Raw genomic sequence first — 25,033 nt, forward strand, 5'->3', positions numbered from 1 at the left:
GCTGCCGGGCGTTTCCATGTCGGCTTCCGCTCCGGTGGTGTCAGCGGGTTCTGCGGATCTCCGCCACAATCTGTTGCCGGGCCTCAAGAGATGCATCGGCCAGGGTCTCGACGAACATGTCGATCATGAGATCGGCTGAGCGGCTGCGGATCGATCGCGCCTCGTCGAAAGCTGCATGCAGGGCGGCGCGGTTGACCTCGGGCCGTTCAATCTCGGCGATGACGGTGATCATCGCCTGACGGAATGCCGTGTCCAGCGCCTCCATTCCGGGGTGCCGCGCCTCGTACAGGGCGGTCAGCCGGGCACCTTCTGCCGGCGGCAGGCGGCTTGAGATCATCTCGACCAGATGTGTGGCGCGCGGTGCCAGGTCCCGACCGAAAGGACGCGGCGGTTCGGCGGCAAGCAGATAGACGGCAACCACGAGATTGGCTGCCACCGACAGGATGAGCGCCAGCCGTTCCACCCCGGGGCGAGGCAGCCGGCGGATGAGGGTGCGGATCACCGGGCGGCTCCATCAAGCAGAATAAGATCGCTGTCAAACAACAGGGTCATCATGGCTGCCCCCTCTGTGGTGCCGGACGGGTCGTGCAGGCCGATCGCAAGCAGGATGGCGGCCGCGCTGGCCAGGGCCGCCAGCGGCCATCCGACACGACCTGCCCTGGCCGGGCGCCGGCGGGATGTTTCCAGCCGGTATCCTACGGCGGCGATGGCCGCGGCGATCTCCTGCTCCCTGACCTGTGGGGACGTTTCCAGGATGGCGGCATCCAATGCGCCTGCCCGGGCAAGCGGGGCAAGCAGCTCCGGATGGGCTGCCAGACAGGCGCGGGCCGCTAGCTGCCGGTCTTCCGGCCAGCGCGAGATGTCAGCGCCCCAGGCATCGAGCAGCCGGCAGAAGCTGTCTGGGGTCATGATCCGGTCTCCTTGCGGCCGGCGCGGGCGTCCGGGTCGATGGGGGTAAGGCTGCGCCGCAACTTGCGGCGCGCCCGGGCAAGCAGGCTTTCGAAGGCATCTTCGCTGATGTCCAGAATCCGGGCGCAGTCGCGGCCGGCAATGCCTTCGTAATGGAACAGAACGATGGCGGCGCGCTGGCGCTCTCCCAACTGATCGAGCCCGGCCTGAAGCAGGGCATCGCGTTCCGCGCCGATCAGGCGCGTGAGGGCGTCGGGTGTTGTATCGGCGACGGTATCCGCGCTCTCCAGCTCCAGCGCAGCCGGCCGCCGCCGGTGATCGAGGGTCAGGTTCAGCACGATGCGTGCGAACCAGGGTGTGAAGCCGCCACGAGCCGGGTCGAAACGTGCGGCATGGGTCCATAGTCGCAGAAAGGCATCCTGCGCGATCTCGTCGGCATCGGCGGGATTGCGGCCAACACCCCGGGCTATGCCGATGGCGCGCCGCATATGGCGCGCCATCAGCCGGGCGAAGGCGGCGTGATCTCCTGCCGCCACGCGGCCGACCAGGACGTCGTCTTCGGGCTCATTCATGCCTCACTCGGATCTGCGGGCGTCCCATTCCGCCTGGGACAGACTGCCATCGCCATCGGCATCGAGCGACCGGAAGCGGCGATCGAGCATTTCGGTGCGGCGCCCTTCCGGCAACTCGGCAAGACGCTTCGCCGCCCGGCTCTCGCCGGCAGCGATCTCGGCCGACACCATCCTGCCCCATTCTTCGCGGCTGATGGCTGCATTCCCGTCGGTATCGATCGAGGTGAAGCTCCGTGGCTCGGCAGCGCCGCCATGACCGGGCAGGCCCGCGGCAAGGGCAAGGCAGGCGGTCAGGAGAAGGCGGCGGTGATGGCTGGTCATCGGATATCTCCGGTCTGGTTGGCGTGATTCGTCGGCGGCCCCGGCAGCCCGGCATCTGCCGCTCATTCCGTCTCTACGGACCGGGGCAGGGCTTTCCGTCGCGGGAAATCGGCAGGCGTCGTCGCCGTCGTGCCGTCCGGGCAGGCAGGGCAAACCCCTTCTTCCCGCGACGGGCCTTCTGATTCGGGGCGAAGCCGGGTATCGTGCGTCGCGGCTGTCCTGTCCTTGCGGCACAGCCATGCGTGTGGAGACATGGGATCGACGGCATGAGAACCGCCTCCCGGGACAAGACCACCCATCGCCGCCGGTCGCGGAAGGCGTCTCTGCTTATGCTTGCCATGGTGCTGGCGCCTGCCGCCCTTGCGGAGGAGGTGGCGGATCCAAAGGGTGCAACCGCTCCGGCGGAAGAGATGCCGGCCATTCTGGATGCCGGCCCCGATGACGAGGCAGAACTGTCGGGTCCGTCGGGACGGTGGATGCGGATCCCCGTAGCCGATGGCCGCCTGATCTTTCGGGCGGCGCGCTATGGTGTAAACACTGCTCCGGATATCGCGCGTCATCATCTGCGCGCGGACGGGGAGGTCGACGCCGAGGGCGCATTCTGGGCGCCCGCTGACGAGGCAGAACCCATGGCTGGCCTCTATGTCGGGGCGCTTGCCGCTTCGGGTGCGCAGACCCGCTCTCCCCGGTTCGACGATCTTTTCGCCTTCAAGGATGATGAGGGGCCGATCCGGCTGGCGGTCGAGCCTCTGGCCGTCATTCCGAGCCGGTTCGGTCCGCTGCCGGTCGAGCGTTTCCGGGTGACGGAGCGTGATTGCATCGGTTTTCTCGCGCCGATGGAACCGGGTGCCTACGGTTATGCCCCTCCGCCCGCCATCGAAGAGCTTCCTCCTTCGGTTCCGGCCCCCGAGCCTGCCCTGCCTCCGGTGCCGACGGCCGAGGCGGCGCCGGTGCCCGCGCCGCCCGCGGCGGTGGTCGCCGGCTTCCATTGCCTGGAGCCGGGCCGGCGCTATGATGCCGATCTCGCCGCCCTGGCCGTAGGGTCGATCGGCGTGGTGGGAGAGGCGATGCCGCCGCGTACGCCGCTTGGTCGCCCGGTGGTGGTCGACCTTGCCGTGCGGGCCTTGCCTGATGCCGGACCGGCTGATGCGACACCGACGGATGGTGATACGGGCGGGGCTCCGCCGGCGGATGACGGCCCTCCGATCGGCCTCTGGCGTGGCGTGGCCTATGTGGATGGTATCGGCCTCGACATGCGCGCCGGAGCGAAGGGCCAGATGCTGATGCTCTTCGCCGGCCCGGGTGCCGAGCGCGATGGCCCGCGCCCGACCATCTGCCGCGGACAATGGGAACTGGATTCGATCGCCTACGAGCCGCGGAACATCGGCTCGGAATGGATCGACGATCCGGTGGATCCGATCCCGCTCTCCGGCTACTGGTCGATGCTCTGCGACGGCCTGTTCGGCGATCTGCTCGGCCCGGCCGAAGGGCGGCTGCAGGGGCGCATCCCCGACAAGCTCAGGGTGGAGGGCAGGGCGCCCGAGGGGCGGCGCGCGGTGGAGCTCATGCTTCCGGAATTCGCGCCCGGGCCCTGACGTGGGAGGCATCGCGAGACGCGATGTGACGGATGTCTCAATAACTTGCCGCGATGCGACGATTACTTTCGCATCGCCGCAGAGACGAGGTGGACAGGCCTTCCGGCCACGGTTAACGTCTCGGAGTAACGGCAGAGTGGTCGGGCGGTGCAGACAGCCGTCCGCCCCCCGAACGGCTGTCCCCGAGGCGTCGCCCGGGGCATTTCCGTGCCGGCTCCGGGGTTCCGTTCGCCGCCGCATCGCATACCGCCAGGAGCCCTGTTGCCGATGACGACTCTCGCCGTAGAGCTGGCCCGTGTCGATCTGCTCGCCGATCTGCCGCGCAACAGCCTGGCCGCAGTGGCGGCGCAGGTGCGTACCATGCGCCACGGCGCCGGCGCGGTGGTGCTGGATGCCGATGACGGCAGCAGCAATCGCGACGTCTTCCTGGTGCTGGAAGGTGTGGTCGACGTCATCAACTATGCCCTGACCGGCCGCGAAGTCTCGTTCGCCCGTATTGAGTCCGGGGGCTATTTCGGCGAGCTGTCGGCGATCGACGGGCTGCCGCGCTCGGCGCGGGTGGTGGCTGCTACCGATTGCCGGCTTGCCGCCCTGTCGCCCCAGCTCTTCGACCGGCTGGTGACCGAGGAGCCGACGGTGGCACGCAAGGTGATGCTGCGCCTGGCCCGGATCATCCGTGCCTGCGACGAACGGATCATGGATCTGAGCACGTTGCGTGCCGTCGAGCGGGTGGCGGTGGAGATTCTGCGCCTGGCCCGGCCCTCGGACGGCAATACCGGCGCCCCCGGCCGCTGGGTGGTGGACCGTCTTCCGGCCCAGCGCGACATTGCGGCGCGGGTCGGCACGGCGCGCGAGACGGTGGCCCGCGTGCTTTCCCAACTTCAGGAAGATGGGGTGGTGGAACGCCGGGGTCGCATGCTGGTGGTGCCGGACCGGATGCGCCTGCTGCGGGTGGCTGCCGGTGACCGACCCGAAGCGCTGCTCGCCCGCTGATACACCCCGCAGGCACGCTCCCATGCGCCGCATCGCCCTCGTCGCCCTTACCGTTTTTGCCCTGGTCCTGACCGCCTGGTCGGGTGGGGGCATGGCGGCATCGCGTGCGGCAGAGGCGATGCCGGCGATGATGGTCATGGCCGCCGGCCCCTGCCCCGACCATCATGCCGGGGCGCCTGATCGCCAGCATCGGGCCTGCATGGCCGCCTGTGCGATGCTGTGTGCGCCGGCAACTCTGCCGGTCTTACAGATCCCGGTCGGTTTCGGCCATGCGGGCCGGCCATCGCTGCCCGCGACTTTCCTGCCCGACGGCCGCAACCCGGCAGGTCCGTTCCGTCCGCCGATCGTCTGAAGGCGCCCCGCCCCGGGGCCTCTCTTCAGATATCGGATATCCGGACGGAAAGGGATTTTCCATGTCCATGAACATCACCCGCCGCCGCCTGCTCGGCGCGGCGGGCGCCGCTGTGGCCCTGGCCGCGGCCGGACGCAGCCTGCTGCCGTCGGCCTATGCTGATACGCCGCGTCATCATCTTTCGGCCGCAAGCCGGGTCATCGACATCCGGGGCCGCGCCGCCACGGTCTGGGGTCTCCGCCGTCCCGACGGCGGCAACGGGCTGGAACTGATGCCCGGCGAGCGGTTTCACCTGGCCCTCCACAATCGAATGGAGGAGCCGACCATCATCCACTGGCACGGTCTGACCCCGCCGTCGGATCAGGATGGCGTGACCGATACCGGCTATGTCGGGCTGATTCCGCCCGACGGGCAGGCGGTCTACGATTTTGCGGCCCGGCCCGGGACCCACTGGATGCACTCCCATGCCGGTCTTCAGGAACAGCAGCTGCTGGCGGCGCCCCTGATCGTGCGCAGTGCCGCCGATCTGGTGGCCGACCACCAGGAGGTGGTGGTCATGCTCCATGACTTCAGCTTCCGGGCGCCGGACGAGATCCTTGCCGGTCTGACCGGCATGGCCGGGATGGATCACGGCGCCCAAGGCCATGGGGCCATGAACCATGGCACAATGCGTCATGCTCCGGCCGGCCCCGATCTCAACGATGTCGAGTATGACGCCTTCCTTGCCGAAGACCGCACGCTCGACGATCCGCTGGTGGTGCGCACCGAGCGGCGCGGGCGGGTCCGGCTCAGGGTGATCAATGCGGCAGCCGCCACCGCCTTCCGGCTCGATCTGGGGGGGCATATCGCCCGCGTGGTGGCTGTGGATGGCAATGCGGTGCCGGCACAGGAGGTGGCAGACGTCCCGTTGGCGCAGGGGCAGCGGGTCGATCTGCTGGTCGACATGCCGGCCCAGGGCGGGGTGGTGCCGCTGTTTGCCACGCGTGAGGGCGATACGATACGCACCGGCATTCTGCTCGCCACACCGGGGGCGGTGGTGGCGAGGCTGTCCGATCGGGCGGCGCAACCGGCGGCACCGGTCGATGCGATGCTGGAACGAATTCTGGTGCCGGCCGATGCGCCGGTTGGGCCGCCGACACGGCAGGTGGAGATGGTCCTGGAGGGCGGGATGATGCCCTATCGCTGGACCATCGACGGGCGCAGCTGGGCGGACCGCAGGCCGGTGCAGGCCCGGGCCGGCGACGTGCTGGCAATGACCATGGTCAACCGTTCGGGCATGGCGCATCCCATGCACCTTCACGGCCACCACTTTCGGGTGACGGCGATTGACGGCCGGCCTGTGAGTGGTCTCCTGCGCGACACGGTGCAGGTGGTGCCCGGCAGTGCGGTCACCATTGCGGTCACCGCCGACAATCCCGGCCGCTGGCTGTTCCACTGCCACAGCCTCTACCACATGGCCACCGGCATGATGACCGAACTGGTCTATGTCTGAGGGGGGCGGTCCGAGCCGTCCGTCTTGTCCTCGCCGCTGCGCAGCCGCGCCCGGGGATGCGCGGCGGCATAGGCGGCGATCATCCGTTCGGTCGCAACCGCCGTGTAGCGCTGGGTGGTCGCCAGGCTTTCGTGGCCAAGCAGATCCTGGATGACCCGAAGATCGGCGCCGCCATCCAGCAGATGGGTGGCGAAGGCGTGGCGCAGCGCATGGGGGGTGGCGGTCGCTTCCAGTCCCAGCGCGCGCCGCGCCGCCGCCATGTGCCGTTCCGCCACCGCCCGATCCAGCCGGCCGCCGCGCACGCCGGTGAAGACCGGCCGCTCGGGGGTCTGCGGATGCGGGCAGGCGGCACGATAGGCTTCGACCGCGCTGACCACCGCCGGGATCAGCGGCACCCGGCGCTGCTTGCCGCCCTTGCCGCGCACCACCAGTGCCGGCTGTCTCGTGTCCGGCGCCGGCCAGTCGCGCCCGTCCAGCGACAGGGCCTCGCCGATGCGCAGCCCCGCCCCCCAGAGCAGGGCGAAGAGGGCGCGTTCGCGCAGGGCCACCCAATCGCGTCCGCTTTCAGCGCCGATATCGGCGGCGGCGGCGATCAGCCGCCCGGCATCTGCCGCCGCGACGGGGCGGGGGGCCGGGCGGACGTGTTTCGGAGCCGAAAGGCCCGCCAGCCCCGGGGCCGGCAGGTTGTGGACCCGATCGAGCCGTCGGTAGAAGCCACGTATGACGGCGAGCGCTCTGGCGGTGGAAGACGGCTTCAGCCCGTCGGCCCGCCGCCGGGCCATCCAGGCGCGAAACCCTTGAATGTCGACGGCGGCGAGTGCCGGCAGATCGGTGATGCCACCGGCCCAGTCGTTGATGAACCGCAGGAACTGCGTCAGGTCCCGATCATAGGCGGCGACCGTGTTGGCCGAAGCCCGGCGCTCGGCCACCAGCCAGCGCCGCCAGTCCTCGACTGCCGCTGCGATATCCGTCGGCCAGACGGCCGCGGGTTCCTGCGTCAGCTGGCGGACCACGACCGGGTCAGACAGCGGGCGGCCACTGCGGCCAGAAAGTCGAGCAGATCGCTCGCCTGACCATCATGCCAGGTGGCCTCGCGGCCATTGCCCAGCACCAGCACCATAGGCGGCATGTCGGCGCGGGTCTCCAGCCGGACGACGGCGTCCGATCGGACGGTGTCGTTGTCGGCCCAGAGCGGTGCGCGGGCGTCGGCCTCGATCCGGCCACGCAGCCTGAGCGGACGGCCGGCGCCCAGCATCCGGTCGATCGTGCCGGGGGCGAGGGTCATCACACCCGCCGGCATGCGACCGGCATTCCCTTCGACTGCAACCAGCGCACATTCGATACCCAGTGCCTGTGGCACGGCCTGGACCAGGCGATCGATCACGGCATCGACGGTCTGCGCCTCGACCAGGGTCAGGACCGACTGGCGGACCCGCTGGTCGATTTCGGCATTGGCCTGAACCGTGCCGATGAGGCGCTTCTGATTGCTGCGCATGTCATCCACCGTCCGTGCCAGCCGGTCGATCTGGAAGCGCTGCATGTCGACGACGCCGTCGCCGTGGCGACGGCCCGGCAGAACCAGGGCTTCCAGGGCTTCGGGATGGCGCTGGAAGAAATCCGGATGGCGGGCGAGATGCGCCAGCACGTCGGCGTCCTGGATCGGGCGGCCGGCGGCGGGGGCGGCGGTGTCGGAGCTGCTGGTCATCTTGGCGGGTCGGTCTGCCTCGGGGTGTCGGGAAAGGGGGTTGCCCTTCAATATGGAACGGCGCGGCTGCGGGGTCGACCCTCAGGGTCATCGCCGCAGGCCGCGCCGTTCCGCATCGGATGATGCGCAGGGTCAGATGGCCGTGGCTGGCTCAGAGAACCGTCTGGCCGGTCTTCTCCCAGTCGGCCATGAATGCGGCCAGGCCCTTGTCGGTCAGCGGATGCTGGTACATCTGGCGCAGCACCGACGGCGGCACGGTGACGACATCGGCGCCGATGCGGCCGGCTTCGACCACATGCAGCGGGTTGCGCACCGAGGCGACCAGCACCTCGGTCTGGAAGGTCGGGTAGTTGGCATAGATCTCGACGATCTGCTCGATCAGTTCCATGCCGCGCGCGCCGATATCGTCATAGCGGCCGACGAAGGGGGAGATGAAGCGGGCACCGGCCTTGGCGGCCAGGATCGCCTGGGCGGGCGAAAAGCACAGCGTGACGTTGACCGGCGTGCCCTCGTCCGAGAGCGCCTTGCAGGTCTTCAGCCCGTCGATGGTCAGCGGCACCTTGATGGTGACGTTGGGGGCGATGCGGGCCAGATACCGGCCCTCGGCCAGCATCTTCTCGTGATCGAGGGCGGTGACTTCGGCCGAAACGGGGCCGGCGACCACGGCGCAGATCTCTTCGATCACTTCGACGAACTTGCGGCCGCTCTTGGCGATCAGCGTCGGGTTGGTGGTGACGCCGTCGACCAGGCCGGTGGCGGCGAGATCGCGGATTTCGGCAACGTCGGCGGTATCGACGAAGAACTTCATGATGCGGGCCTCTGGAAACCAGGGTATCGGCGGTCGGATGACGGACCGGGGAAAGTGGCGGACCGCCCCGACCGGGCGAAGACAGGGGAAGCCGGCGTTCGGGCGGGCACTTCCGTGGCGGTCGGGGATGCCTGAAAACCCGGCTCGGGTCTTCCGGCAAGGGATGACGGGTCCGCCGGTTTGGCGCGGAGTTTAACGAAAGCCTTGCGCCGCCGCCAGTTGCATGATGCCATCCGCCCGACCCGTCCGCACCCGACTGCTGCTTATGCGATGACCGCTCCGGATACAAGTCCGAACCCGTCTGCCGGGTTGTTTCCCGACCATCCGTCCGTCGAAGCGTCTCGCGTGGCCGTTCTGCCGCTCCAGGCGATAGGCGGCCCGGCTGGGCGCCGGTTGGACCGGCTGGACTATCTCGTGCCGCCCGGCATGACCCTTGTGCCCGGTGATGTGGTGCAGGTGCCGCTTGGGCCGCGTACGATCACCGGCGTGGTCTGGGGGCCAGGGGAGGGTGATCTTGAGGCGCGGCGGCTGAAATCGGTAACCGCACGCCGCGATTGTCCGCCGGTACCCGAGGCACTGCGTCGGCTGGTGAATGCCGTGGCGGCCTATACCGTATCTCCGCCGGCTGCCGTGCTGCGCATGGTGCTGCCCGTCGACGAGGCGCTGGATCCGCCGCGACCTGAGATCGGGCTGGTAGCGACCGGTGCCGCGCCCACCGGCCGGCTGACGCCCCAGCGCCGGGCGGTGCTGGAGAAGCTGGACCAGGTGACGGCCGATGACGGCGGGGTGCCGCCCACGATCGCAGCGCTCGCCGCCGCCGCCGGCGTGTCGGACGGCGTGGTCCGCGGCCTGATCGAGGGCGGCGTGCTGGCTGTGGTCGACCGGCCGGTCCCGCCTGCCTTCGAACGGCCGGATCCCGGGCGGCCGGGACCTGAATTCGGCCCGGATCAGGCAGAGGCCGCCGCGGCGCTGGTTCGTGCCGTAGGCGAAGGGTTTGCGGTCGAGGTGCTGGATGGCGTCACCGGTTCCGGCAAAACCGAGGTCTATTTCGAGGCGATCGCTGCCGCATTGCGTCAGGGCCGTCAGGCGCTGGTTCTGGTGCCCGAGATCGCGTTGACCAGCCAGTGGCTGGAACGCTTTCGTGGCCGTTTCGGTGCACCGCCCGTTGTCTGGCATTCCAATCTGGGCCAGGCCCATCGCCGCCGGGCCTGGCGGGCGGTGGCCGAAGGGGCCGCCCCGGTCGTGGTCGGCGCGCGCTCCGCCCTGTTCCTGCCTTTCCCGGCGCTGGGCGTGATCGTGGTCGACGAGGAACACGATGCCGCCTTCAAGCAGGAAGACGGCGTCGTCTATCATGCCCGCGACATGGCGGTGATGCGCGGCGCGCTGGAAGGCGTGCCGGTGGTGCTGGCGTCGGCCACGCCGGCCCTGGAAACGCTTGCCAATGTCGAACGCGGCCGCTATCGCCGCCGCCGTCTGGCCGCCCGCCACGGCGCCGCCGTGCTGCCGGCGGTGGAGGCGATCGACATGCGTACCGAGCGCCTGCCCGCCACCCGCTTCGTCTCGGAACCGCTCAAGGGCGCCGTGCTTGCCGCGAAGGAGCGCGGCGAGCAGTCGATGCTGTTCATCAATCGCCGGGGTTATGCGCCGCTCACCCTGTGCCGGGCCTGCGGACACCGGATGCGCTGCCCGTCCTGCGAGGCATGGCTGGTCGAACATCGTTTCCGTGCCGGCGGCCCGCGTCTGGTCTGCCATCATTGCGGCCACGAGGAGCCTGAACCCGACGCCTGCCCCGCCTGCGGCGCCGAACACAAATTCGCCCCCTGCGGGCCGGGCGTCGAACGTCTGGCCGAGGAAGCCGGCAGCCTGATGCCCGAATTGCGGGTGGCGGTGATGACCAGCGACACCATCGCAAGCCCGGTCGAGGCCGCGGATCTGATCGCACGCATGGAGGCGGGAGAGATCGATGTGCTGATCGGCACCCAGATGATGGCCAAGGGCTATCACTTTCCCCGACTGACCGTGGTGGGGGTGGTGGATGCCGATCTGGGCCTTGCGGGCGGCGATCTGCGAGCGGCGGAGCGGACCTATCAGTTGCTCGCCCAGGTCGCCGGCCGGGCGGGCCGGGCCGAACATCCGGGGCGGGTGTTGTTGCAGACCTATGATCCGGGTCATCCCGTCATACGCGCCCTGATCGCAGGTGATCGCGACGGCTTCCTGGAAGCGGAAGCGGATGCACGGCGTCAGGCCGGTGCTCCTCCCTATGGTCGCTGGGCAGCGGTGATCGTTTCGGCGCCCGATGCAGGCGATGCGCGCGCCACCGCCGATCTGTTTGCCAGGGCGCTGCGTCGGACCCTGCCCCCCGGCGCCCGCCTGCTGGGCCCGGCGCCGGCGCCGATCAGCCTGTTGCGCGGCCGCCATCGGATGCGGCTGCTGGTGATGGCCGATCGTGCCGCGGATCTGCCGCTGGCGATGGCGCAGGCGCGCGAGCTGGTGCCGGTCAGGGGGGCCGTCCGCGTGCAGATCGATGTGGATCCGCAGAGCTTCCTGTAAGGGGCCGACCGTTCATGCCGGGCGGGCACGGGCATGGCGCCGCCGGCGCAGCCAGGCGAGCAGGCCCGTGACATAAAGCAGGGGCAGGGCGAGACCGGCTGCAAACACCACCGCCCGGCCGACATCGCCTGCCAGAAGCCGGCCGTGGATCGTGGCGAGCAGATGATGCACCACGCCCTGACGATCGATCGTGACCGCTCCGCAGCCGTCGATGGCTACCGTCAGGGGAGGCAAGATGTCGCCGGTGGCGAGGCGGATCCGCACCAAGCCGTCGGGTCCGGCCGGGGTGAGGCCGAGGAAGCGGGCCTGCGGCACGGCGTCGTTCGCCATCGCCAGCGCAGCATCCGGGTCCGGGGCGGAGGCCCGGCAGATCGTGGCCGGACCGGTCGGCCGCGAGGGGCCCGGTGGCCCGCCCAGGGGCCAGGCCAGCATGGCACCGGTGATGGCCACCACCAGCATCGGCAGCGCCAGCCACACGCCTGAAGTGTCATGCAGTTCCTGAACCCGCCGGCGTCCCTGCGCGGCACGGGTGAGCCGCGGTAGCCGGAACCGCCTCGGCGCACGGGGCCACCAGAGCCATAGACCCGAAACGGTCGACAAGATAAGACCACCGCCAGCGATGGTGCCGGCGATGCTGCCCCAGGGGGGCGGCAGCAGCAGCCGCCGGTGCAGATCGACCACGATCGAGAACAGCGTGTCGTCATAGGCGATCACGCCCAACGGCCGGGCCGTTGCCGGGTCGATCAGTACAATGCTGAACCCGCCTGCCGCCGTGGGGCCATAGACGGTCGCGGCATCGGTGGGCAGGAAGCCGGCACGAGGGGCCGATATTCCCATCACCCGGACGAGATCTGGCTGGGCGGTCCGGGCGGTCGCGATCCAGCTGCCGGGGCTGACTGGTCCCGGCGCGGCGATGATGCGGCCGGTTTCCCAGCGGAACAGCGGCCCCTTCATCACAAGCGCCGCGCCGGTCAGACCGAGCAGGGCAATCACCGCGCCGAGGCTGAGTGCCAGCCAGAGATGCAGCCGACGCCATGTTCGCCGCCGCACCATCATCCGTGATGTCGCCTGCCCGGATGTCATCTTCCCCTTCGTCATTTCGCAGGCGACAGCCGGCCGGTGCGCTGGACCGGGCCCTGGACGTGGTCGCCCGTCAGCACATTGGTCTGATATTGCTGGGTGGGCCCGGACAGATCAGCGGCACTCAGATCAGCACGGAACAGGGCGAAGCCGCTTGCGGTGATGGCGTCTGGGATCGGTTCCGCGCCGTAAAGGCCGCGCTTTGCGTCATCAGGTGCGGCGTCACGGATACCGCCGGAGGTGACAAGATCGAGCACCAGCCGGTCGGTGCGCCATCGGCCGCTGCCGGTTACGCCAAGCTCGGCATCGTCGAGCAGAAAGCTGCCGGCGATCAGATAGTCGCCGCTCGGCAGCAGGGTGAAAGCCAGACGCAGAGTGGCGGCCTCGCCATCATCGGCGGTCCAGGCCCAGCGATGTTCACCGGCCCAGGCCGGAGCCTCGACGGCGGTCGCTGGCGGGGAAAGCCGGGCGGCACCGGCGGGCGCGTCCGTCGTCATCGCCAAGATCATGGCCATGATCATGACGAGGCGGGTTGCAGGGTGCTGCATGGCGCGGGATGGGAACGGCGGGCGGATCATGAGATGTGCTCCGGGGGCGGATTACCAGCGATAGCGCAGGCTGGCGATGATCTGGCGGTCATAGCCGGCATTGCAGCTGGTTGCGGAACAGCTGCTCCAATAGTCGTGACCGGTGAGGTTGGTGGCGTTGATCAGCAGCGCTGTGCCGCTGAATTGCGGATCGACCGCGCCCAGCTCATAGGAAACCGACGCATCGACCAGGGTGTGGGACGGCACCTTGATGGTGTTGGCGACATCGGCCATGCTGGTGCCGACATAGCGGATGCCCGCGCCGATCCCCAGACCGTCGAACGGTCCGGCAGCCACGGCATAATCGGCCCGGAGTGATCCTGAGTGCTCGGGCAGGCCGGTGGGGCGCCGGCCCAGTTCGGCCGCATCGCCCGAGGCGGTGACCTCCAGATCAGAGAACGTCCAGGCGGCGGTCAGGGTCAGCCCGGGCAGGGGCCGGGCGCCGCCCTGGATTTCGATACCGCGCGACCGGACTTCGCCGGTCTGGATGGTGTTCAGCGTGTTGTCGGGGTCGGTGGTCTTGACATTGGTCTGGCGCAGATCGAACAGCGCTGCCGTGACGAAGGCCCCGTCGAGGCCCGGCGGCGCGAAGCGCAGGCCGATTTCCGCCTGGTCGGCCAGGCTGGGTTTGAAGGCCGCGCCATAGAAATCGGTACCGGATACCGGCATGAAACTGGTCGAATAGCCGGCATAGGGGGCGAGGCCGTGATCGCCCAGATAGACCGCGCCGGCGCGCCAGGTGAAGCGCTGGTCGTTCTGGCGGGAGGTGGTCTCAGTCACATGATTGTCGGTCGTGGTCCGCACCCAATCCTGACGGCCGCCGAGCGTCAGCACCCAGCGGTCGGCGATCCGGGCCTGCTGCTGGAGATAGAGGCCCAGCTGGTCGGATGTCTGCCATGTATCGGCGTATGTGGTGGTGAGCGGTCCCATGCCGCCGGTCGACACGCCGGTGATGATGTCGATGTCTCCGGCCCTGCCACCCTGCAGGACATAGTCTTCGGCGGTATGGCGATAGTCGACCCCGGCAAGGCTGGACATAGTGGCCAGCCCCGTCTGCCAGCGGGCTTCGGCGTGATTGTCGGTGGCGACCGTATCGCCGGTGATCCGGAAGCGATAGGCCGCGCGATGCAGGGTTCGCATATCCGCATCCAGCCTTATGCCCGAGGCGGTGTTGGTCAGCAGATCGACCCGGCCATAGCGGGCCGCCGAGGTCAGGGTCCAGATCTCGTCCGGCCGGTGCTCCAGTTCATAACCGGCCGAGCTTTGGGTGCGCTGGTTCTTCAATCCCGGCTCATCGAGATACTGGTTGTGCGGGATCGTGCCATTCGGGTTGGGCAGCAATGTGCCCTTCAGCGGGATGAAGGGGCGGGGCGGGCCGAATTCTTCGCGGGCGTGTTCGGCAAGCAGGGTCAGCCGGGTGTCGGCTCCACTCCACGAGAAGGCGGGCGCGATGAACAGCTTGTCGTCGGGCACGTCGTCGAACTGGGTGTCGGAGCGGCGCGCCAGGCCGGTGAGGCGGAAGGCCGATCCCGGGACGATGTCGTCCGCCGGTCCGCCCAGATCGAACCGACCCTGTCTGCGGCCGAAGCTGCCGCCATCAAGGATGATTTCCCCCATGGCGGTGTCGGTTGGCCGCTTGCTGATCTGATTGACGACACCGCCGGGCGCGTTCTGGCCATAGAGCACGGATGACGGGCCACGCAGCACTTCCACCGCCTCAAGGCCATAGGGCTCAACCTTCGGCCAGGCCTGGGCGGTGGTGCCGCGCAGGCCGTCACGGAGCATGCCGGTCGAGCCGACATCGAAGCCGCGGATCGAGATGCCGTCGAAGCGCTGCGATATTGCAGTGGTGGTCACCGTGACGCCGGCCTGATAGCGCAGCGCGTCGCTCACGCTCTGAACATTGCGGGCCGCCATGTCGTCGGCGTCCACGACACTGATCGATTGCGGGATTTCTACGATCGGCGTTGCGGTCTTGCTGCCAGTCTGGCCGGCCGGCACCACGTCGACCTCGGTCGTGGCGGCCTCGCCATTGATGGTGAGGGCCGGCAAGGGGGTCGTCTCGCCAGCGAGAGCATCCGCATAGGGTGCAAGGCAGGCTACGGCAACAAGGCAGCCGGGTGCGGTGACGATGCGTCGGCGGGCACGGGCGGTCTGGGGAGACATCTGCAACCTCATCTATGCGGTTGCAAATCACTCGCATCTCAACGCCGGGCCAGACAATGCCGGCGGCTTTCGATTTTCTGGCGCCGGCTTTCGATAATCCGACGTGAGCATGTCGGCGGCCATGCCTTATCTCTGACGAAGGCGGCCCGGTGTGATGCCGAAACGGCGACGGAAAAGCGTGGTGAAATGGGCCGGGCTGTAGCCGACGCGCCAGGCGGCGTTCACGACATCAAGTCCCTCGGAGCGCAGCAGACGGTGAGCCTCGCAAAGCCGCAATTCCTGAAGCAGAGCATGAACGGAGCGGCCGTGGAGGTCATGGACCCCGCGCACCAGCCGGCGTACCGGCAGGCCGACGGCACGAGCGAGGACAGCAGGTTCCGGCGGGTTTGCAAGGCTGCTTGCCAGGATCGCACAGGCGGCATGGACACGGTCGGTCTCCGCGGGCGAGAGCGGCCGGCCGGTGCCGGCACGGGTGGCATCGGTCGGGAGGCCGCTTTGCGGAGTGAGGGTGTCGAGGGTGAGGCCTGCAAGTTCCAATGCCTTGCCAGCGAGATAGAGCCGCCGCGCGGTTCCTTGTAAGGGGCAACGGCGGATCTGCGCCGCAAGCTGGCGAAGCACTGCCGGTGCCGGTGCATGAAGCAGCCGGGGAGCATCTGCGGGGGTAGTGTCGGCGATGCAGATCATCGAATAGACCAGGGGCGCCGGTGACACCACCTTCTGCCAGCCGCGCTGTGGCGTCTGCATTCCGTCGACGGGGCCGGCGGTAATGGCACAGATCGCCGGCCCGCGGATCAGGCAATCGGGTTGGCCGGCCAAGCCGCAGGCGAGGGCGCCGCTTTCGATCAGCACCACCTTCAACCCGGCAAACAGCAGCTCCTCATCGACGGGGGCGGCCGTGGCGGTGGGGGCGAGGGTCCCGGCCGCGACCGACACACCACCCTCCAGAGTCAAAGCCCAGCCGGCACCTGTCGATGGCAACCGCCCGACGGCCGGGGCCGCGACGGTTTCCAAAATGGCACCTCCTGGTGCTGCATCATGCGCGCCGGTCGTGGCGCACGGGGCCGATCAAGCCACCAGCCGAGGCGGACTCTAGCAGATCAATTTTGCGAATAATAGGCAGTTGCAACTGAGGGCGGCCTTGCACCGGGCCTGAACCGGGTCGGATCGTACGGCAGACCATTGGCCGACGCGACGGAGAGGTTGCCCGGGTCGTGGCGGCGGGGCGACGTACACGTCCGACATATCGCGAGAGAAGGGCGATTTTCGCTGTCGCAACGCGGGTTGCACCTACCCGGTGCTTGTGTTAGGTATCGCCTGCCCTCGGCATGACGGCGTCCACGGACGGCGTGTGTCGTGGCCTTGGTCCTGCTCGCGCGTTCTATTACGTGACCGCAGGGCCTCGTCGCTTTTCTTTTCACGACAGGCTTCAGGGACGGTCCCAGTGGCAGGTGCGCAAGCGGATGCGACCGGACTGGCGGGGCGTTATGCGACCGCCTTGTTCGATTTGGCGCAGGAGCGTGAAGCGCTCGATGCGGTGACCGGCGATCTCGCCCGATTCAGGCAGCTGCTGGACGAGAGCGCAGAGTTCGCTCGGCTGGTGCGCAGCCCGATCGTGTCGCGAGACGACCAGGTCAAGGCGGTGACGGCGATCGCCGACAAGCTCGGCATGAACGAGCTCACCCGGAACTTCGTCGGCTATGTGGCGAGCCAGCGGCGGCTCTTCTCTCTCGCGGCCATGATCCGCTCCTTCGAGGCGCTGGTCGCCCGGGCGCGCGGTGAAGTGATCGCGGAGGTGACCTCCGCCCATGCCCTCACCGATGAGCAGAAGAGCGCGCTTGAAGGCGCTCTCAAGCAGGCGGTCGGCGGTGCGGTCGCGATCCGCACCGACGTCGATCCCTCCCTCATCGGAGGTCTCGTCGTGCGTGTCGGTTCGCGCATGATCGACGGCTCGATCCGCACCAAGCTGCACAGTCTGAAACTCGCCATGAAAGGGGTTGGATGATGGACATCCGCGCCGCTGAGATATCGGCGATCATCAAGGAGCAGATCGCCAGCTTCGGTACCGAGGCCGAGGTTGCCGAGGTCGGGCGGGTGCTGTCGGTCGGTGACGGCATTGCGCGCGTCTACGGCCTCGACCAGGTCCAGGCGGGCGAGATGGTCGAGTTCGCCGACGGTACCAAGGGCATGGCGCTGAACCTCGAGGCCGACAATGTCGGTATCGTGATCTTCGGCGAAGACCGCAACATCACCGAGGGCTCGCTGGTCAAGCGGACCAAGGCGATCGTGGACGTGCCCGTCGGTCGTGGCCTGCTCGGCCGCGTCATCGACCCGCTGGGCAACCCGCTCGACGGCAAGGGTCCGATCCAGGCGACCGAGCGCGCGCTCGTCGAGAGCAAGGCCCCCGGCATCATCCCGCGCCAGTCGGTGCACGAGCCGATGCAGACCGGCCTCAAGGCGATCGACGCCCTGGTGCCGATCGGACGTGGCCAGCGCGAGCTGATCATCGGTGACCGTCAGACCGGCAAGACCGCCGTGGCGATCGACGCGATCCTGAACCAGAAGGCCGCTCACGCCGGTTCGGACGAGACGAAGAAGCTTTATTGCATCTACGTCGCGGTCGGCCAGAAGCGTTCGACGGTCGCCCAGATCGTGAAGACGCTCGAAGACAACGGCGCGCTGGAATACACCGTCGTCGTGGCTGCGACCGCCTCGGACCCGGCGCCGCTGCAGTTCCTGGCGCCCTATTCGGGCTGCGCGATCGGCGAGTTCTTCCGCGACAACGGTATGCACGCCCTGATCATCTATGATGATCTGTCGAAGCAGGCCGTCGCCTACCGCCAGATGTCGCTGCTGCTCCGTCGTCCTCCGGGACGCGAAGCCTATCCCGGCGACGTGTTCTATCTCCACAGCCGCCTGCTTGAGCGCGCTGCGAAGATGAGCAAGGAACGGGGCTCGGGCTCGCTCACCGCGCTTCCGGTCATCGAGACCCAGGCCGGTGACGTCTCGGCCTATATTCCGACCAACGTGATCTCGATCACCGACGGTCAGATCTTCCTTGAGACCGAGCTGTTCTATCGCGGTATCCGTCCGGCCATTAACGTCGGTCTGTCGGTGTCGCGCGTCGGTTCGGCGGCGCAGACCAAGGCGATGAAGCAGGTCGCGGGCCGCATCAAGCTCGACCTCGCTCAGTTCCGCGAGATGGAAGCCTTCGCCCAGTTCGGTTCGGACCTCGACGCCGCGACCCAGAAGCTTCTGGCCCGTGGTGCGCGCCTGACCGAGCTGCTGAAGCAGCCCCAGTTCTCGCCGCTCAAGATGGAAGAGCAGGTCTGCGTGATCTTCGCGGGCGTGCGCGGCTATCTCGACGCAATCCCGGTCAATTCGATCGGCAAGTTCGAGCAGGCGCTGCTCGCCGACCTGCGCGGCGAGAACAAGGCGATCCTCGACGCCATCGCGACCGAGGGCAAGCTCTCGGACGAGGTGGAAGCGAAGCTGGCTGCGGTCGTCGACCGTACCGCCAAGACCTTCGCCGCCTGATCCGGCGGATGCCTGAAGGGCGCCGCCCGTATCGCCGGGGCATCCCGGATGATGCGGGCGGCGTCGTCCGGACCCGGTCCGGGCGGACCGGCCGCGGCCGGGCAAATCAGGTCCGGGTTACCGGGCCGCGACGGACAGGATCCACCTCCGGGGTCGATCAAGGGTCAGCCGAATGCCTAACCTGAAGAACCTCAAAGTCCGCATCAACAGCGTCAAGGCGACGCAGAAGATCACCAAGGCCATGCAGATGGTCGCGGCGTCCAAACTGCGCCGTGCCACCGAGCAGGTCGAGGCTTCGCGTCCCTATGCCGAGCGCATGGAGCGTGTGCTCCGCTCGCTCGCCTCGCGCGTGATCGTGACCGACACCACGCCGAAGCTGCTCGCCGGTTCGGGCAGCGATCAGGTGCATCTGCTGATCCTCGCGACGGCGGATCGCGGCCTGTGCGGCGGCTTCAACACCAGCCTCGTGCGTGCCGCGAAGCGTCAGATCCAGATCCTGACCGCCCAGGGCAAGACGGTGAAGGTGCTGTGCGTGGGCCGCAAGGGTCGCGACCAGCTGCGCCGTGAATACGGCAGCCTGATCATCGACACCGTCGAGGGCATCGGCCGCAAGCGTCTGGCCTTCTCCGAGGCCCAGGCCATCGGCGACAAGGTGATCGCGCTCTACGAAGCCGGTGAGTTCGACGTCGCCACCCTGATTTTCAGCCACTTCAAGTCGGCGATCAATCAGGTGGTGACCCTGCAGCAGCTGGTGCCGTTTGCGACCCCCGAGGCCGCGAACGACAGCCAGGCTTCGGCTGCAGGCAGCGGCGCGGTCTACGAGTACGAGCCCGAGGAGGAGGCGATTCTCGCCGACCTTCTGCCGCGCAACATCTCGGTCCAGATCTTCAAGGGTCTGCTCGAGAATGCGGCCAGCGAGCAGGGCGCGCGGATGACGGCGATGGACAACGCCACCCGCAACGCCGGCGACATGATCGGCAAGCTGACGCTGGAGTACAACCGTACGCGTCAGGCGGTCATCACGCGCGAGCTGATCGAAATCATTTCCGGCGCCGAGGCGCTGTAAAGAACGGTCCCGGGAGCGGCGGCCGGTTCCGGTCTCCGCCCGCAGGTTTTAGAGAGTTCCGACGGGAGCGACAGCATGAAGAACAAGGTCGGCAAGATTACGCAGGTCATCGGCGCCGTTGTCGACGTGCAGTTCGACGGCGACCTGCCGGCGATCCAGAACGCGCTTACCACCGACAACAACGGCAACAAGCTGGTCCTGGAAGTGGCGCAGCACCTGGGTGAAAACCAGGTCCGCACCATCGCCATGGACGGCACCGAAGGCCTGATCCGTGGCCAGGACGTGGTCGACTCCGGCGCGCCGATCAGCGTGCCGGTCGGTCCCGCCACGCTGGGCCGCATCCTGAACGTCGTCGGCGAGCCGATCGACGAGAAGGGCCCGGTGGACAACAGCCGCGTTGCCCCCATCCACGCCGAGGCGCCCGCCTTTGCGGAGCAGTCGACCGAGGCTGAGATCCTCGTCACCGGCATCAAGGTCATCGACCTTCTGGCGCCCTACGCCAAGGGCGGCAAGATCGGCCTGTTCGGTGGTGCGGGCGTGGGCAAGACGGTGCTGATCATGGAGCTGATCAACAACGTCGCGAAGGCCCATGGTGGTGTGTCGGTGTTCGCCGGTGTCGGCGAGCGCACCCGCGAGGGTAACGACCTCTATCACGAGATGATCGACTCGGGCGTCATCAAGCCGGACGATCTGGGTGCCTCGAAGGTGGCCCTGGTCTATGGTCAGATGAACGAGCCCCCGGGAGCCCGTGCCCGCGTCGCGCTGACCGGCCTGACGCTGGCCGAGTATTTCCGCGACGAGGAAGGCCAGGACGTGCTGTTCTTCGTCGACAACATCTTCCGTTTCACCCAGGCGGGTTCGGAAGTGTCGGCGCTGCTCGGCCGTATTCCTTCGGCGGTGGGTTATCAGCCGACGCTGGCGACCGAAATGGGTCGTCTGCAGGAGCGGATCACCTCGACCCGCAAGGGCTCGATCACCTCGGTGCAGGCGATTTACGTGCCGGCCGACGACCTGACCGACCCTGCGCCGGCCACGTCGTTCGCCCATCTGGACGCCACCACCGTGCTGTCGCGCCAGATCGCCGAGCTCGGCATCTATCCGGCGGTGGACCCGCTCGACTCGACCTCGCGCATGCTCGACCCGCGCATCGTCGGCGACGAGCACTATCGCACCGCCCGCGAAGTGCAGCGCGTGCTGCAGAGCTACAAGTCGCTGCAGGACATCATCGCCATTCTGGGCATGGACGAACTGTCGGAAGAGGACAAGCTGGTCGTCGCGCGTGCGCGTAAGATCCAGCGCTTCCTCTCGCAGCCCTTCCACGTCGCCGAAGTCTTCACCGGCTTCCCGGGCAAGCTCGTCTCGCTCGAGGACACCATCCGGGGCTTCAAGGAGATCGTGGACGGCAAGCACGACGACCTGCCTGAGGCGGCGTTCTACATGGTGGGTTCGATCGAAGAAGCGATCGAGAAGGCCCGCGAGATGGCGAAGGCCGCGGCCTGAGCCGCAGCCTTTCGTCACGCTTAACGGCCCGCCCACCTACGAGAAAGGCGCTGACCGATGTCGGACAAGGTCAGGTTCGAGCTGGTGTCGCCGGAGCGTCTGCTTCTGGCTCGGGATGTCGACATGGTCGTCGTCCCCGGGTCGGAGGGACATTTCGGCGTCCTGCCCGGCCACGCACCCCTGATCGCGACCATGCGTCCGGGGGTGATCGAGGTCTATGAGGGCCAGACGGTCGTCGACCGTCTGTTCGTCGCCGGCGGCATGGTCGAGGTTACCGAAGCGAGCTGCATCGTGCTCGCCGAGGATGCCCTCAACCTCAAGGACGTCAACCGCGGCGACGCCGAGGCCCGTGCCAAGGCGGCTCGCGAAGATCTGTCGCTGGCGCGCGACGAGGCCGAGCGCCTCTCCGCCGAGCGTAAGATCGCCGAGGCCGAGGCGCTGCTCCAGGCGGTCGCCTGACCGTCCGGCGCATGACGACATAGCGGCCATCGGCATCATGCGATGCCGTGCAGGTTCCGTGAAAAAGAAGCGGCCGTCCCTCGGGGCGGTCGCTCTTTTTTTGTCACCCGCAACCGGTGCCTTTTCGGTCAGGATGGCAATAGATGATGTGGCCTTGACCTTGGTAAAGCGTTCACCACTTGTTAAGAGATGCGCCGCCAACGCTCCGCCTACGAGCGGCGGGGAAGGAAAGTTGGCCCCCTGTCCCCGCCTTGCGTGAACCGGATTGACGCGGGTAAGCCCTATGAAACATTGGACGATCGACGACATCGCCTGGGACCACTTCGACCGCTCGAAGGTCGATCCCGAGATCCTGAAGGCCGTGAAGGCGGCCGCGCTGGTTGAGCATAACGGCTACGACTACGCGGCTTACCTGTGCAGCGTGTTCGCCGATGATCCCGACTTCTGCCAGGCCGCGAAGGACTGGGCGGAAGAGGAAGTGCAGCACGGTCGTGCACTCCGCCGCTGGGCCGAATACGCCGATCCGACCTTCGACTTCGATGACGCCTTCGCCCGCTTCACGCGGGATATCACCCTGCCGCTCGACGCCAAGCAGTCGATCCGCGGATCACGCTCGGGTGAGCTGGTCGCCCGTTGCATCGTCGAAGTCGGCACCTCGTCCTTCTATGGCGCCATGGCGGCCGCGACCGAAGAACCGGTGCTGAAATCCATCGCCATGCGCATCAGGGCCGACGAACTGCGCCATTATAAGCTGTTCTACAACCACCTGAACCGCTATCTGGAGCGGGAGCAGCTGGGCCCCACCCGCCGGCTGATGATCGCGCTCAGCCGCATCCGCGAGACCGAGGATGACGAGCTGGCCTATGCCTATCACTGCGCCAACGGCCTCGCCGGCCCCTACGACCGCTCCGCCTGCATCGCCGCCTACAGCCGGCGTGCCTATGGGATGTATAAACGCCCCCATGTCGAGCGTGCGGTCATGATGACTTGCAAGGCGGCCGGACTGGACCCGCAGAGCCGGGTGGCCCGGCTGCTGGGCGATGCATCCTGGTGGCTGATGCGCAAGAAGGTCGGCTGGCTGGAGCGGCGCGCCGCCTGATGGCCGAGGCTACGCCTGCCGCCGTGCACCCTCCTGCCACACTGTCCCTGCGCATCGATCTGCCGGGCGGTCGCCGGTTCGGACCGGGGAAGGCCGCCCTGCTTGCCCATATCGAGGCCTTGGGATCGATCGCGGCGGCTGGGCGCGAGATGGGCATGTCCTATGCACGTGCCTGGCGGCTGATCGAGGCCATGAACGCCGAGTTCGCGGCGCCGCTGGTCCAGCGTCAGGCCGGCGGCGCCGGCGGCGGCGGCGCCCTGCTGACAGAAACCGGTCATGCCGTGCTGGCGGCGTATAGGGCTGCGCTGGAGGCTGCCTCCGTGGCCGCTGCGGCGCCTCTTGCCCGGTTCGCCGATCTGGCGGGACCGGTCAGCCCGGCGTCCCCAGAGCCAGGGTCTTGATCAGGGCAAGGACCGGTCGCCCGGCCTTGAGGTCCAGATCCCGCGCTGCCCCAGGTGTGATCCGTGCGAGCAGCCGTCCGCCCCGGCTCCCGCCTTCGGCGCCGTCAATGTCGAGCGCCACCGCGACCAGGCCATCGGCCTCCAGCGTCACGGAGCTCACCCGGCAGGGCAGACGATTTCGAATGCTGAGGCCGGCGGCATCGAGCGCGGCACCGTCCAGCGCCAGCGCCACGTCGCGGGCCGCCACCCTGAGCCGCATCACGCTGCCCGGTGGCGGTGGCGTCGGGCCGGCCGCCAGGTGCAGCCGGCTTCTGCCGGCAGCCAGTTCAAGCAGACCGTCGGCATCCGGCAGCCCGGTGACCAGCAGATCGAGCACGCCGCCACGCGCAGCCTCGCCGGCGATCCGCGCCAGGGCGGGATCGGCGGCCACCTCGGCGGTGCTCCCGTTCGCGATCGCGCGCCCGTCTTCCATCAGCACCAGATGGCCGGCCAGCCGCATGACCTCGTCGAGCGCATGGCTGACATAGAGCATGGGAACCTCCCCCGCGCGCGCCAGCCTGTCGAGGAAGGGCAGGATCTCGTCCTTGCGTGCGCCGTCGAGGGCGGCAAGCGGCTCGTCGAGCAGCAGAAGCCGGGGCTCCGCCAGCAGCGCCCGGCCCAGCGCCACACGTTGTGCCTCTCCGCCTGAGAGCGTGCGCGGCTTGCGTTCCAGCAGCGCTTCCAGTCCCAGAAGATCGACCACCGCATCGAACCGCCCGATGGCCGGCCGCGCCGGGCCATGGCGGCGGGCATAGTCCAGATTGCGCCGGACGGAGAGATGCGGGAACAGGCGGGCATCCTGAAACACCACCGCCACCCGCCGCCTGTGCGGGGCAAGATCGGTACCGGCGGCGCGATCGAACAGGGTGGTGCCGTCGATGCTGATCCGGCCGTCTTCGGGAGAAAGGAAGCCGGCAACGGCTGAAAGCAGCGTCGATTTGCCGGCTCCGGAGCGGCCGAAGATCGCGGTGACGCCATGGGTCGGCAAAGCGAGGTCGATATCGAGCGCGAAGCCGGCGGTCAGCCGATGAGCGATGCGAATGGCGATCGTCATGCCGGGCCTCGCGACCGTCGCGACCGTGGCAGGTCGAGGCCGAGCCGGCGGCGCATGATCCGGGTCACGATCTCGGCCAGGATCAGGGCGGCGACGGCAATCACGATCCCGACCAGGGCCAGGCGCAGGGCCGGGCCGTCGCCGCCCGGGGCGGACAGCAGGGTCTGAATCGCCAGCGACAATGTGCGGGTTTCGCCGGGGATGTTGGAGACGAAGGTGACGGTCGCCCCGAACTCGCCCAGGCATTTCGCAAAGCCCAGAATCATGCCGGCAAGAATGCCGGGCAAGGCCAAAGGCAGGGTGATGGTCAGGAAGGACCGCCAGGGCGGCACACCCAGGCTGGATGCCGCCTCGGACAGCCGCGGATCCGCCGCCTCGAAGGCCAGCCGGATCGGGCGTACCACCAGCGGCAGGGCCATCACCGCCGCGGCGAGGGCGGCGCCGGTCCAGCGAAAGGCGAAGACCAGGCCGAAGGCCTGGTCGAGTACGGAGCCGATCGGTCCCTTGCGTCCGAAGGCGAGCAGCAGCAGAAAACCGGTTACCACCGGTGGCATGACCAGCGGCAGGTGGACGATCACGTCCAGAATCACCCGCGCCTCGGATTTCCAGCGAGCCAGAACCCAGCCTAAGACCAGCGCCACGGGGAGAAGACAGGCCAGCGCCACCGAGGCCACCTGCAGGCTCAGCAGGATGGCGTCGCGTTCAGCGGGCCCCAGCCAGTCAAGGCTCTGCCAGCCGGTCATACCACCGT

25 protein-coding genes are annotated in these 25,033 nt (G+C 68.3%); 12 read left to right on the forward strand and 13 right to left on the reverse strand.

Annotated elements, in window-relative coordinates; all coding sequences use genetic code 11:
• Positions 1 to 40 precede the first annotated feature (40 nt).
• From P7L68_RS06355 to P7L68_RS06370, 4 genes are read right to left on the reverse strand one after another with little or no spacing between them, the layout of a single operon-like run.
• Complete coding sequence (locus P7L68_RS06355; protein ID WP_372003584.1) at positions 41 to 502, reverse strand: periplasmic heavy metal sensor; 462 nt, start codon at positions 500 to 502, stop codon at positions 41 to 43.
• The gene (locus P7L68_RS06360) at positions 499 to 909 is read right to left on the reverse strand and encodes a hypothetical protein (RefSeq protein ID WP_372003586.1); all 411 of its coding nucleotides are present in this window, start codon (positions 907 to 909) and stop codon (positions 499 to 501) included. Before P7L68_RS06360 ends, P7L68_RS06355 begins: the two co-directional genes overlap by 4 nt.
• Positions 906 to 1,481 (reverse strand): sigma-70 family RNA polymerase sigma factor, encoded by a 576-nt coding sequence (locus P7L68_RS06365; RefSeq protein WP_372003588.1) that lies wholly within the window; start codon positions 1,479 to 1,481, stop codon positions 906 to 908. The genes P7L68_RS06360 and P7L68_RS06365 overlap by 4 nt, the downstream gene beginning before the upstream one ends.
• A gap of 3 nt (positions 1,482 to 1,484) precedes the next feature.
• Positions 1,485 to 1,802: a hypothetical protein gene (locus P7L68_RS06370; protein ID WP_372003590.1), complete on the reverse strand. Its 318-nt coding sequence runs from the start codon at positions 1,800 to 1,802 to the stop codon at positions 1,485 to 1,487.
• 266 nt (positions 1,803 to 2,068) lie between these two features.
• On the opposite strand from P7L68_RS06370, the gene P7L68_RS06375 reads away from it, so the two are divergent.
• The 4 genes from P7L68_RS06375 (at position 2,069) to P7L68_RS06390 (ending at position 6,234) form a co-directional block, all read left to right on the forward strand.
• Positions 2,069 to 3,397 (forward strand): hypothetical protein, encoded by a 1,329-nt coding sequence (locus P7L68_RS06375; RefSeq protein WP_372003592.1) that lies wholly within the window; start codon positions 2,069 to 2,071, stop codon positions 3,395 to 3,397.
• 267 nt (positions 3,398 to 3,664) lie between these two features.
• A complete protein-coding gene (locus tag P7L68_RS06380; RefSeq protein WP_372003594.1) occupies positions 3,665 to 4,390 on the forward strand; it encodes a Crp/Fnr family transcriptional regulator in 726 nt (241 codons plus the stop codon).
• 22 nt (positions 4,391 to 4,412) lie between these two features.
• On the forward strand, positions 4,413 to 4,742 hold the full coding sequence (locus tag P7L68_RS06385; protein WP_372003596.1) for a hypothetical protein: 330 nt from the start codon (positions 4,413 to 4,415) through the stop codon (positions 4,740 to 4,742).
• Positions 4,743 to 4,803: 61 nt separating this feature from the next.
• Positions 4,804 to 6,234, forward strand: a complete 1,431-nt coding sequence (locus P7L68_RS06390; protein WP_372003597.1) for a multicopper oxidase family protein — start codon at positions 4,804 to 4,806, stop codon at positions 6,232 to 6,234.
• Here P7L68_RS06390 and P7L68_RS06395 read toward each other — a convergent pair.
• The 3 genes from P7L68_RS06395 to fsa form a co-directional block, all read right to left on the reverse strand.
• Positions 6,225 to 7,247 carry a tyrosine recombinase XerC gene (locus P7L68_RS06395; RefSeq protein WP_372003599.1) on the reverse strand — a complete coding sequence of 341 codons (1,023 nt, stop codon included), beginning with the start codon at positions 7,245 to 7,247 and terminating at the stop codon, positions 6,225 to 6,227. The two genes, P7L68_RS06390 and P7L68_RS06395, sit on opposite strands and share 10 nt — an antisense overlap.
• Positions 7,232 to 7,939: a DUF484 family protein gene (locus P7L68_RS06400; protein WP_372003601.1), complete on the reverse strand. Its 708-nt coding sequence runs from the start codon at positions 7,937 to 7,939 to the stop codon at positions 7,232 to 7,234. The genes P7L68_RS06395 and P7L68_RS06400 overlap by 16 nt, the downstream gene beginning before the upstream one ends.
• Positions 7,940 to 8,090: 151 nt before the next feature.
• Positions 8,091 to 8,747 carry a fructose-6-phosphate aldolase gene (gene fsa, locus P7L68_RS06405; protein WP_014746505.1) on the reverse strand — a complete coding sequence of 219 codons (657 nt, stop codon included), beginning with the start codon at positions 8,745 to 8,747 and terminating at the stop codon, positions 8,091 to 8,093.
• 270 nt (positions 8,748 to 9,017) lie between these two features.
• On the opposite strand from fsa, the gene P7L68_RS06410 reads away from it, so the two are divergent.
• On the forward strand, positions 9,018 to 11,297 hold the full coding sequence (locus P7L68_RS06410) for a primosomal protein N' (protein WP_372003602.1): 2,280 nt from the start codon (positions 9,018 to 9,020) through the stop codon (positions 11,295 to 11,297).
• A gap of 12 nt (positions 11,298 to 11,309) precedes the next feature.
• On the opposite strand, the gene P7L68_RS06415 is transcribed toward P7L68_RS06410, so the two are convergent.
• From P7L68_RS06415 to P7L68_RS06430, 4 genes are all read right to left on the reverse strand, one after another.
• On the reverse strand, positions 11,310 to 12,380 hold the full coding sequence (locus P7L68_RS06415; protein ID WP_372003604.1) for a PepSY-associated TM helix domain-containing protein: 1,071 nt from the start codon (positions 12,378 to 12,380) through the stop codon (positions 11,310 to 11,312).
• 11 nt (positions 12,381 to 12,391) lie between these two features.
• Positions 12,392 to 12,874 carry a hypothetical protein gene (locus P7L68_RS06420; RefSeq protein WP_372003606.1) on the reverse strand — a complete coding sequence of 161 codons (483 nt, stop codon included), beginning with the start codon at positions 12,872 to 12,874 and terminating at the stop codon, positions 12,392 to 12,394.
• Between the two features lie 102 nt (positions 12,875 to 12,976).
• Entirely contained in the window at positions 12,977 to 15,130 is a 2,154-nt protein-coding gene (locus P7L68_RS06425) for a TonB-dependent siderophore receptor (protein ID WP_372003608.1), read from the reverse strand.
• 126 nt (positions 15,131 to 15,256) lie between these two features.
• A complete protein-coding gene (locus P7L68_RS06430) occupies positions 15,257 to 16,063 on the reverse strand; it encodes a helix-turn-helix domain-containing protein (RefSeq protein WP_372003610.1) in 807 nt (268 codons plus the stop codon).
• Between the two features lie 508 nt (positions 16,064 to 16,571).
• Here P7L68_RS06430 and P7L68_RS06435 point away from each other — a divergent pair.
• From P7L68_RS06435 to P7L68_RS06465, 7 genes are all read left to right on the forward strand, one after another.
• The gene (locus P7L68_RS06435; RefSeq protein ID WP_372003612.1) at positions 16,572 to 17,132 is read left to right on the forward strand and encodes a F0F1 ATP synthase subunit delta; all 561 of its coding nucleotides are present in this window, start codon (positions 16,572 to 16,574) and stop codon (positions 17,130 to 17,132) included.
• Complete coding sequence (gene atpA, locus P7L68_RS06440; protein ID WP_372006991.1) at positions 17,132 to 18,664, forward strand: F0F1 ATP synthase subunit alpha; 1,533 nt, start codon at positions 17,132 to 17,134, stop codon at positions 18,662 to 18,664. The genes P7L68_RS06435 and atpA overlap by 1 nt, the downstream gene beginning before the upstream one ends.
• A gap of 172 nt (positions 18,665 to 18,836) precedes the next feature.
• Complete coding sequence (locus P7L68_RS06445) at positions 18,837 to 19,730, forward strand: F0F1 ATP synthase subunit gamma (protein WP_372003614.1); 894 nt, start codon at positions 18,837 to 18,839, stop codon at positions 19,728 to 19,730.
• Positions 19,731 to 19,805: 75 nt separating this feature from the next.
• Positions 19,806 to 21,230 (forward strand): F0F1 ATP synthase subunit beta, encoded by a 1,425-nt coding sequence (gene atpD / locus P7L68_RS06450; protein ID WP_014746500.1) that lies wholly within the window; start codon positions 19,806 to 19,808, stop codon positions 21,228 to 21,230.
• Between the two features lie 57 nt (positions 21,231 to 21,287).
• A complete protein-coding gene (locus P7L68_RS06455) occupies positions 21,288 to 21,689 on the forward strand; it encodes a F0F1 ATP synthase subunit epsilon (protein ID WP_014746499.1) in 402 nt (133 codons plus the stop codon).
• A gap of 283 nt (positions 21,690 to 21,972) precedes the next feature.
• Entirely contained in the window at positions 21,973 to 22,788 is an 816-nt protein-coding gene (locus P7L68_RS06460; RefSeq protein WP_372003617.1) for a ferritin-like domain-containing protein, read from the forward strand.
• Positions 22,788 to 23,189, forward strand: coding sequence for a winged helix-turn-helix domain-containing protein (locus P7L68_RS06465; RefSeq protein WP_372003619.1), 402 nt, complete (start codon positions 22,788 to 22,790; stop codon positions 23,187 to 23,189). Before P7L68_RS06460 ends, P7L68_RS06465 begins: the two co-directional genes overlap by 1 nt.
• On the opposite strand, the gene modC is transcribed toward P7L68_RS06465, so the two are convergent.
• Together modC and modB are read right to left on the reverse strand one after the other, a co-directional pair.
• Positions 23,158 to 24,282 carry a molybdenum ABC transporter ATP-binding protein gene (gene modC / locus P7L68_RS06470; protein WP_372003621.1) on the reverse strand — a complete coding sequence of 375 codons (1,125 nt, stop codon included), beginning with the start codon at positions 24,280 to 24,282 and terminating at the stop codon, positions 23,158 to 23,160. The two genes, P7L68_RS06465 and modC, sit on opposite strands and share 32 nt — an antisense overlap.
• The gene (modB, locus tag P7L68_RS06475) at positions 24,279 to 25,025 is read right to left on the reverse strand and encodes a molybdate ABC transporter permease subunit (protein WP_372003623.1); all 747 of its coding nucleotides are present in this window, start codon (positions 25,023 to 25,025) and stop codon (positions 24,279 to 24,281) included. The genes modC and modB overlap by 4 nt, the downstream gene beginning before the upstream one ends.
• Positions 25,026 to 25,033: the final 8 nt, after the last annotated feature.

The sequence above is a fragment of the Tistrella mobilis genome (assembly GCF_041468085.1).
GTDB classification, from domain to species: domain Bacteria; phylum Pseudomonadota; class Alphaproteobacteria; order Tistrellales; family Tistrellaceae; genus Tistrella; species Tistrella mobilis_A.

Excerpts from the sequence above, each read along its gene's own strand:
- P7L68_RS06360 (WP_372003586.1), bottom strand. The coding sequence starts at position 909 with ATGACCCCAGACAGCTTCTGCCGGCTGCTCGATGCCTGGGGCGCTGAC.
- P7L68_RS06365 (WP_372003588.1), bottom strand. The coding sequence starts at position 1,481 with ATGAATGAGCCCGAAGACGACGTCCTGGTCGGCCGCGTGGCGGCAGGA.
- P7L68_RS06370 (WP_372003590.1), bottom strand. The coding sequence starts at position 1,802 with ATGACCAGCCATCACCGCCGCCTTCTCCTGACCGCCTGCCTTGCCCTT.
- P7L68_RS06375 (WP_372003592.1), top strand. The coding sequence starts at position 2,069 with ATGAGAACCGCCTCCCGGGACAAGACCACCCATCGCCGCCGGTCGCGG.
- P7L68_RS06380 (WP_372003594.1), top strand. The coding sequence starts at position 3,665 with ATGACGACTCTCGCCGTAGAGCTGGCCCGTGTCGATCTGCTCGCCGAT.
- P7L68_RS06385 (WP_372003596.1), top strand. The coding sequence starts at position 4,413 with ATGCGCCGCATCGCCCTCGTCGCCCTTACCGTTTTTGCCCTGGTCCTG.
- P7L68_RS06390 (WP_372003597.1), top strand. The coding sequence starts at position 4,804 with ATGTCCATGAACATCACCCGCCGCCGCCTGCTCGGCGCGGCGGGCGCC.
- P7L68_RS06400 (WP_372003601.1), bottom strand. The coding sequence starts at position 7,939 with ATGACCAGCAGCTCCGACACCGCCGCCCCCGCCGCCGGCCGCCCGATC.
- fsa (WP_014746505.1), bottom strand. The coding sequence starts at position 8,747 with ATGAAGTTCTTCGTCGATACCGCCGACGTTGCCGAAATCCGCGATCTC.
- P7L68_RS06410 (WP_372003602.1), top strand. The coding sequence starts at position 9,018 with ATGACCGCTCCGGATACAAGTCCGAACCCGTCTGCCGGGTTGTTTCCC.
- P7L68_RS06415 (WP_372003604.1), bottom strand. The coding sequence starts at position 12,380 with ATGACATCCGGGCAGGCGACATCACGGATGATGGTGCGGCGGCGAACA.
- P7L68_RS06420 (WP_372003606.1), bottom strand. The coding sequence starts at position 12,874 with ATGACGACGGACGCGCCCGCCGGTGCCGCCCGGCTTTCCCCGCCAGCG.
- P7L68_RS06425 (WP_372003608.1), bottom strand. The coding sequence starts at position 15,130 with ATGTCTCCCCAGACCGCCCGTGCCCGCCGACGCATCGTCACCGCACCC.
- atpA (WP_372006991.1), top strand. The coding sequence starts at position 17,132 with ATGGACATCCGCGCCGCTGAGATATCGGCGATCATCAAGGAGCAGATC.
- P7L68_RS06445 (WP_372003614.1), top strand. The coding sequence starts at position 18,837 with ATGCCTAACCTGAAGAACCTCAAAGTCCGCATCAACAGCGTCAAGGCG.
- atpD (WP_014746500.1), top strand. The coding sequence starts at position 19,806 with ATGAAGAACAAGGTCGGCAAGATTACGCAGGTCATCGGCGCCGTTGTC.
- P7L68_RS06455 (WP_014746499.1), top strand. The coding sequence starts at position 21,288 with ATGTCGGACAAGGTCAGGTTCGAGCTGGTGTCGCCGGAGCGTCTGCTT.
- P7L68_RS06460 (WP_372003617.1), top strand. The coding sequence starts at position 21,973 with ATGAAACATTGGACGATCGACGACATCGCCTGGGACCACTTCGACCGC.
- P7L68_RS06465 (WP_372003619.1), top strand. The coding sequence starts at position 22,788 with ATGGCCGAGGCTACGCCTGCCGCCGTGCACCCTCCTGCCACACTGTCC.
- modC (WP_372003621.1), bottom strand. The coding sequence starts at position 24,282 with ATGACGATCGCCATTCGCATCGCTCATCGGCTGACCGCCGGCTTCGCG.
- modB (WP_372003623.1), bottom strand. The coding sequence starts at position 25,025 with ATGACCGGCTGGCAGAGCCTTGACTGGCTGGGGCCCGCTGAACGCGAC.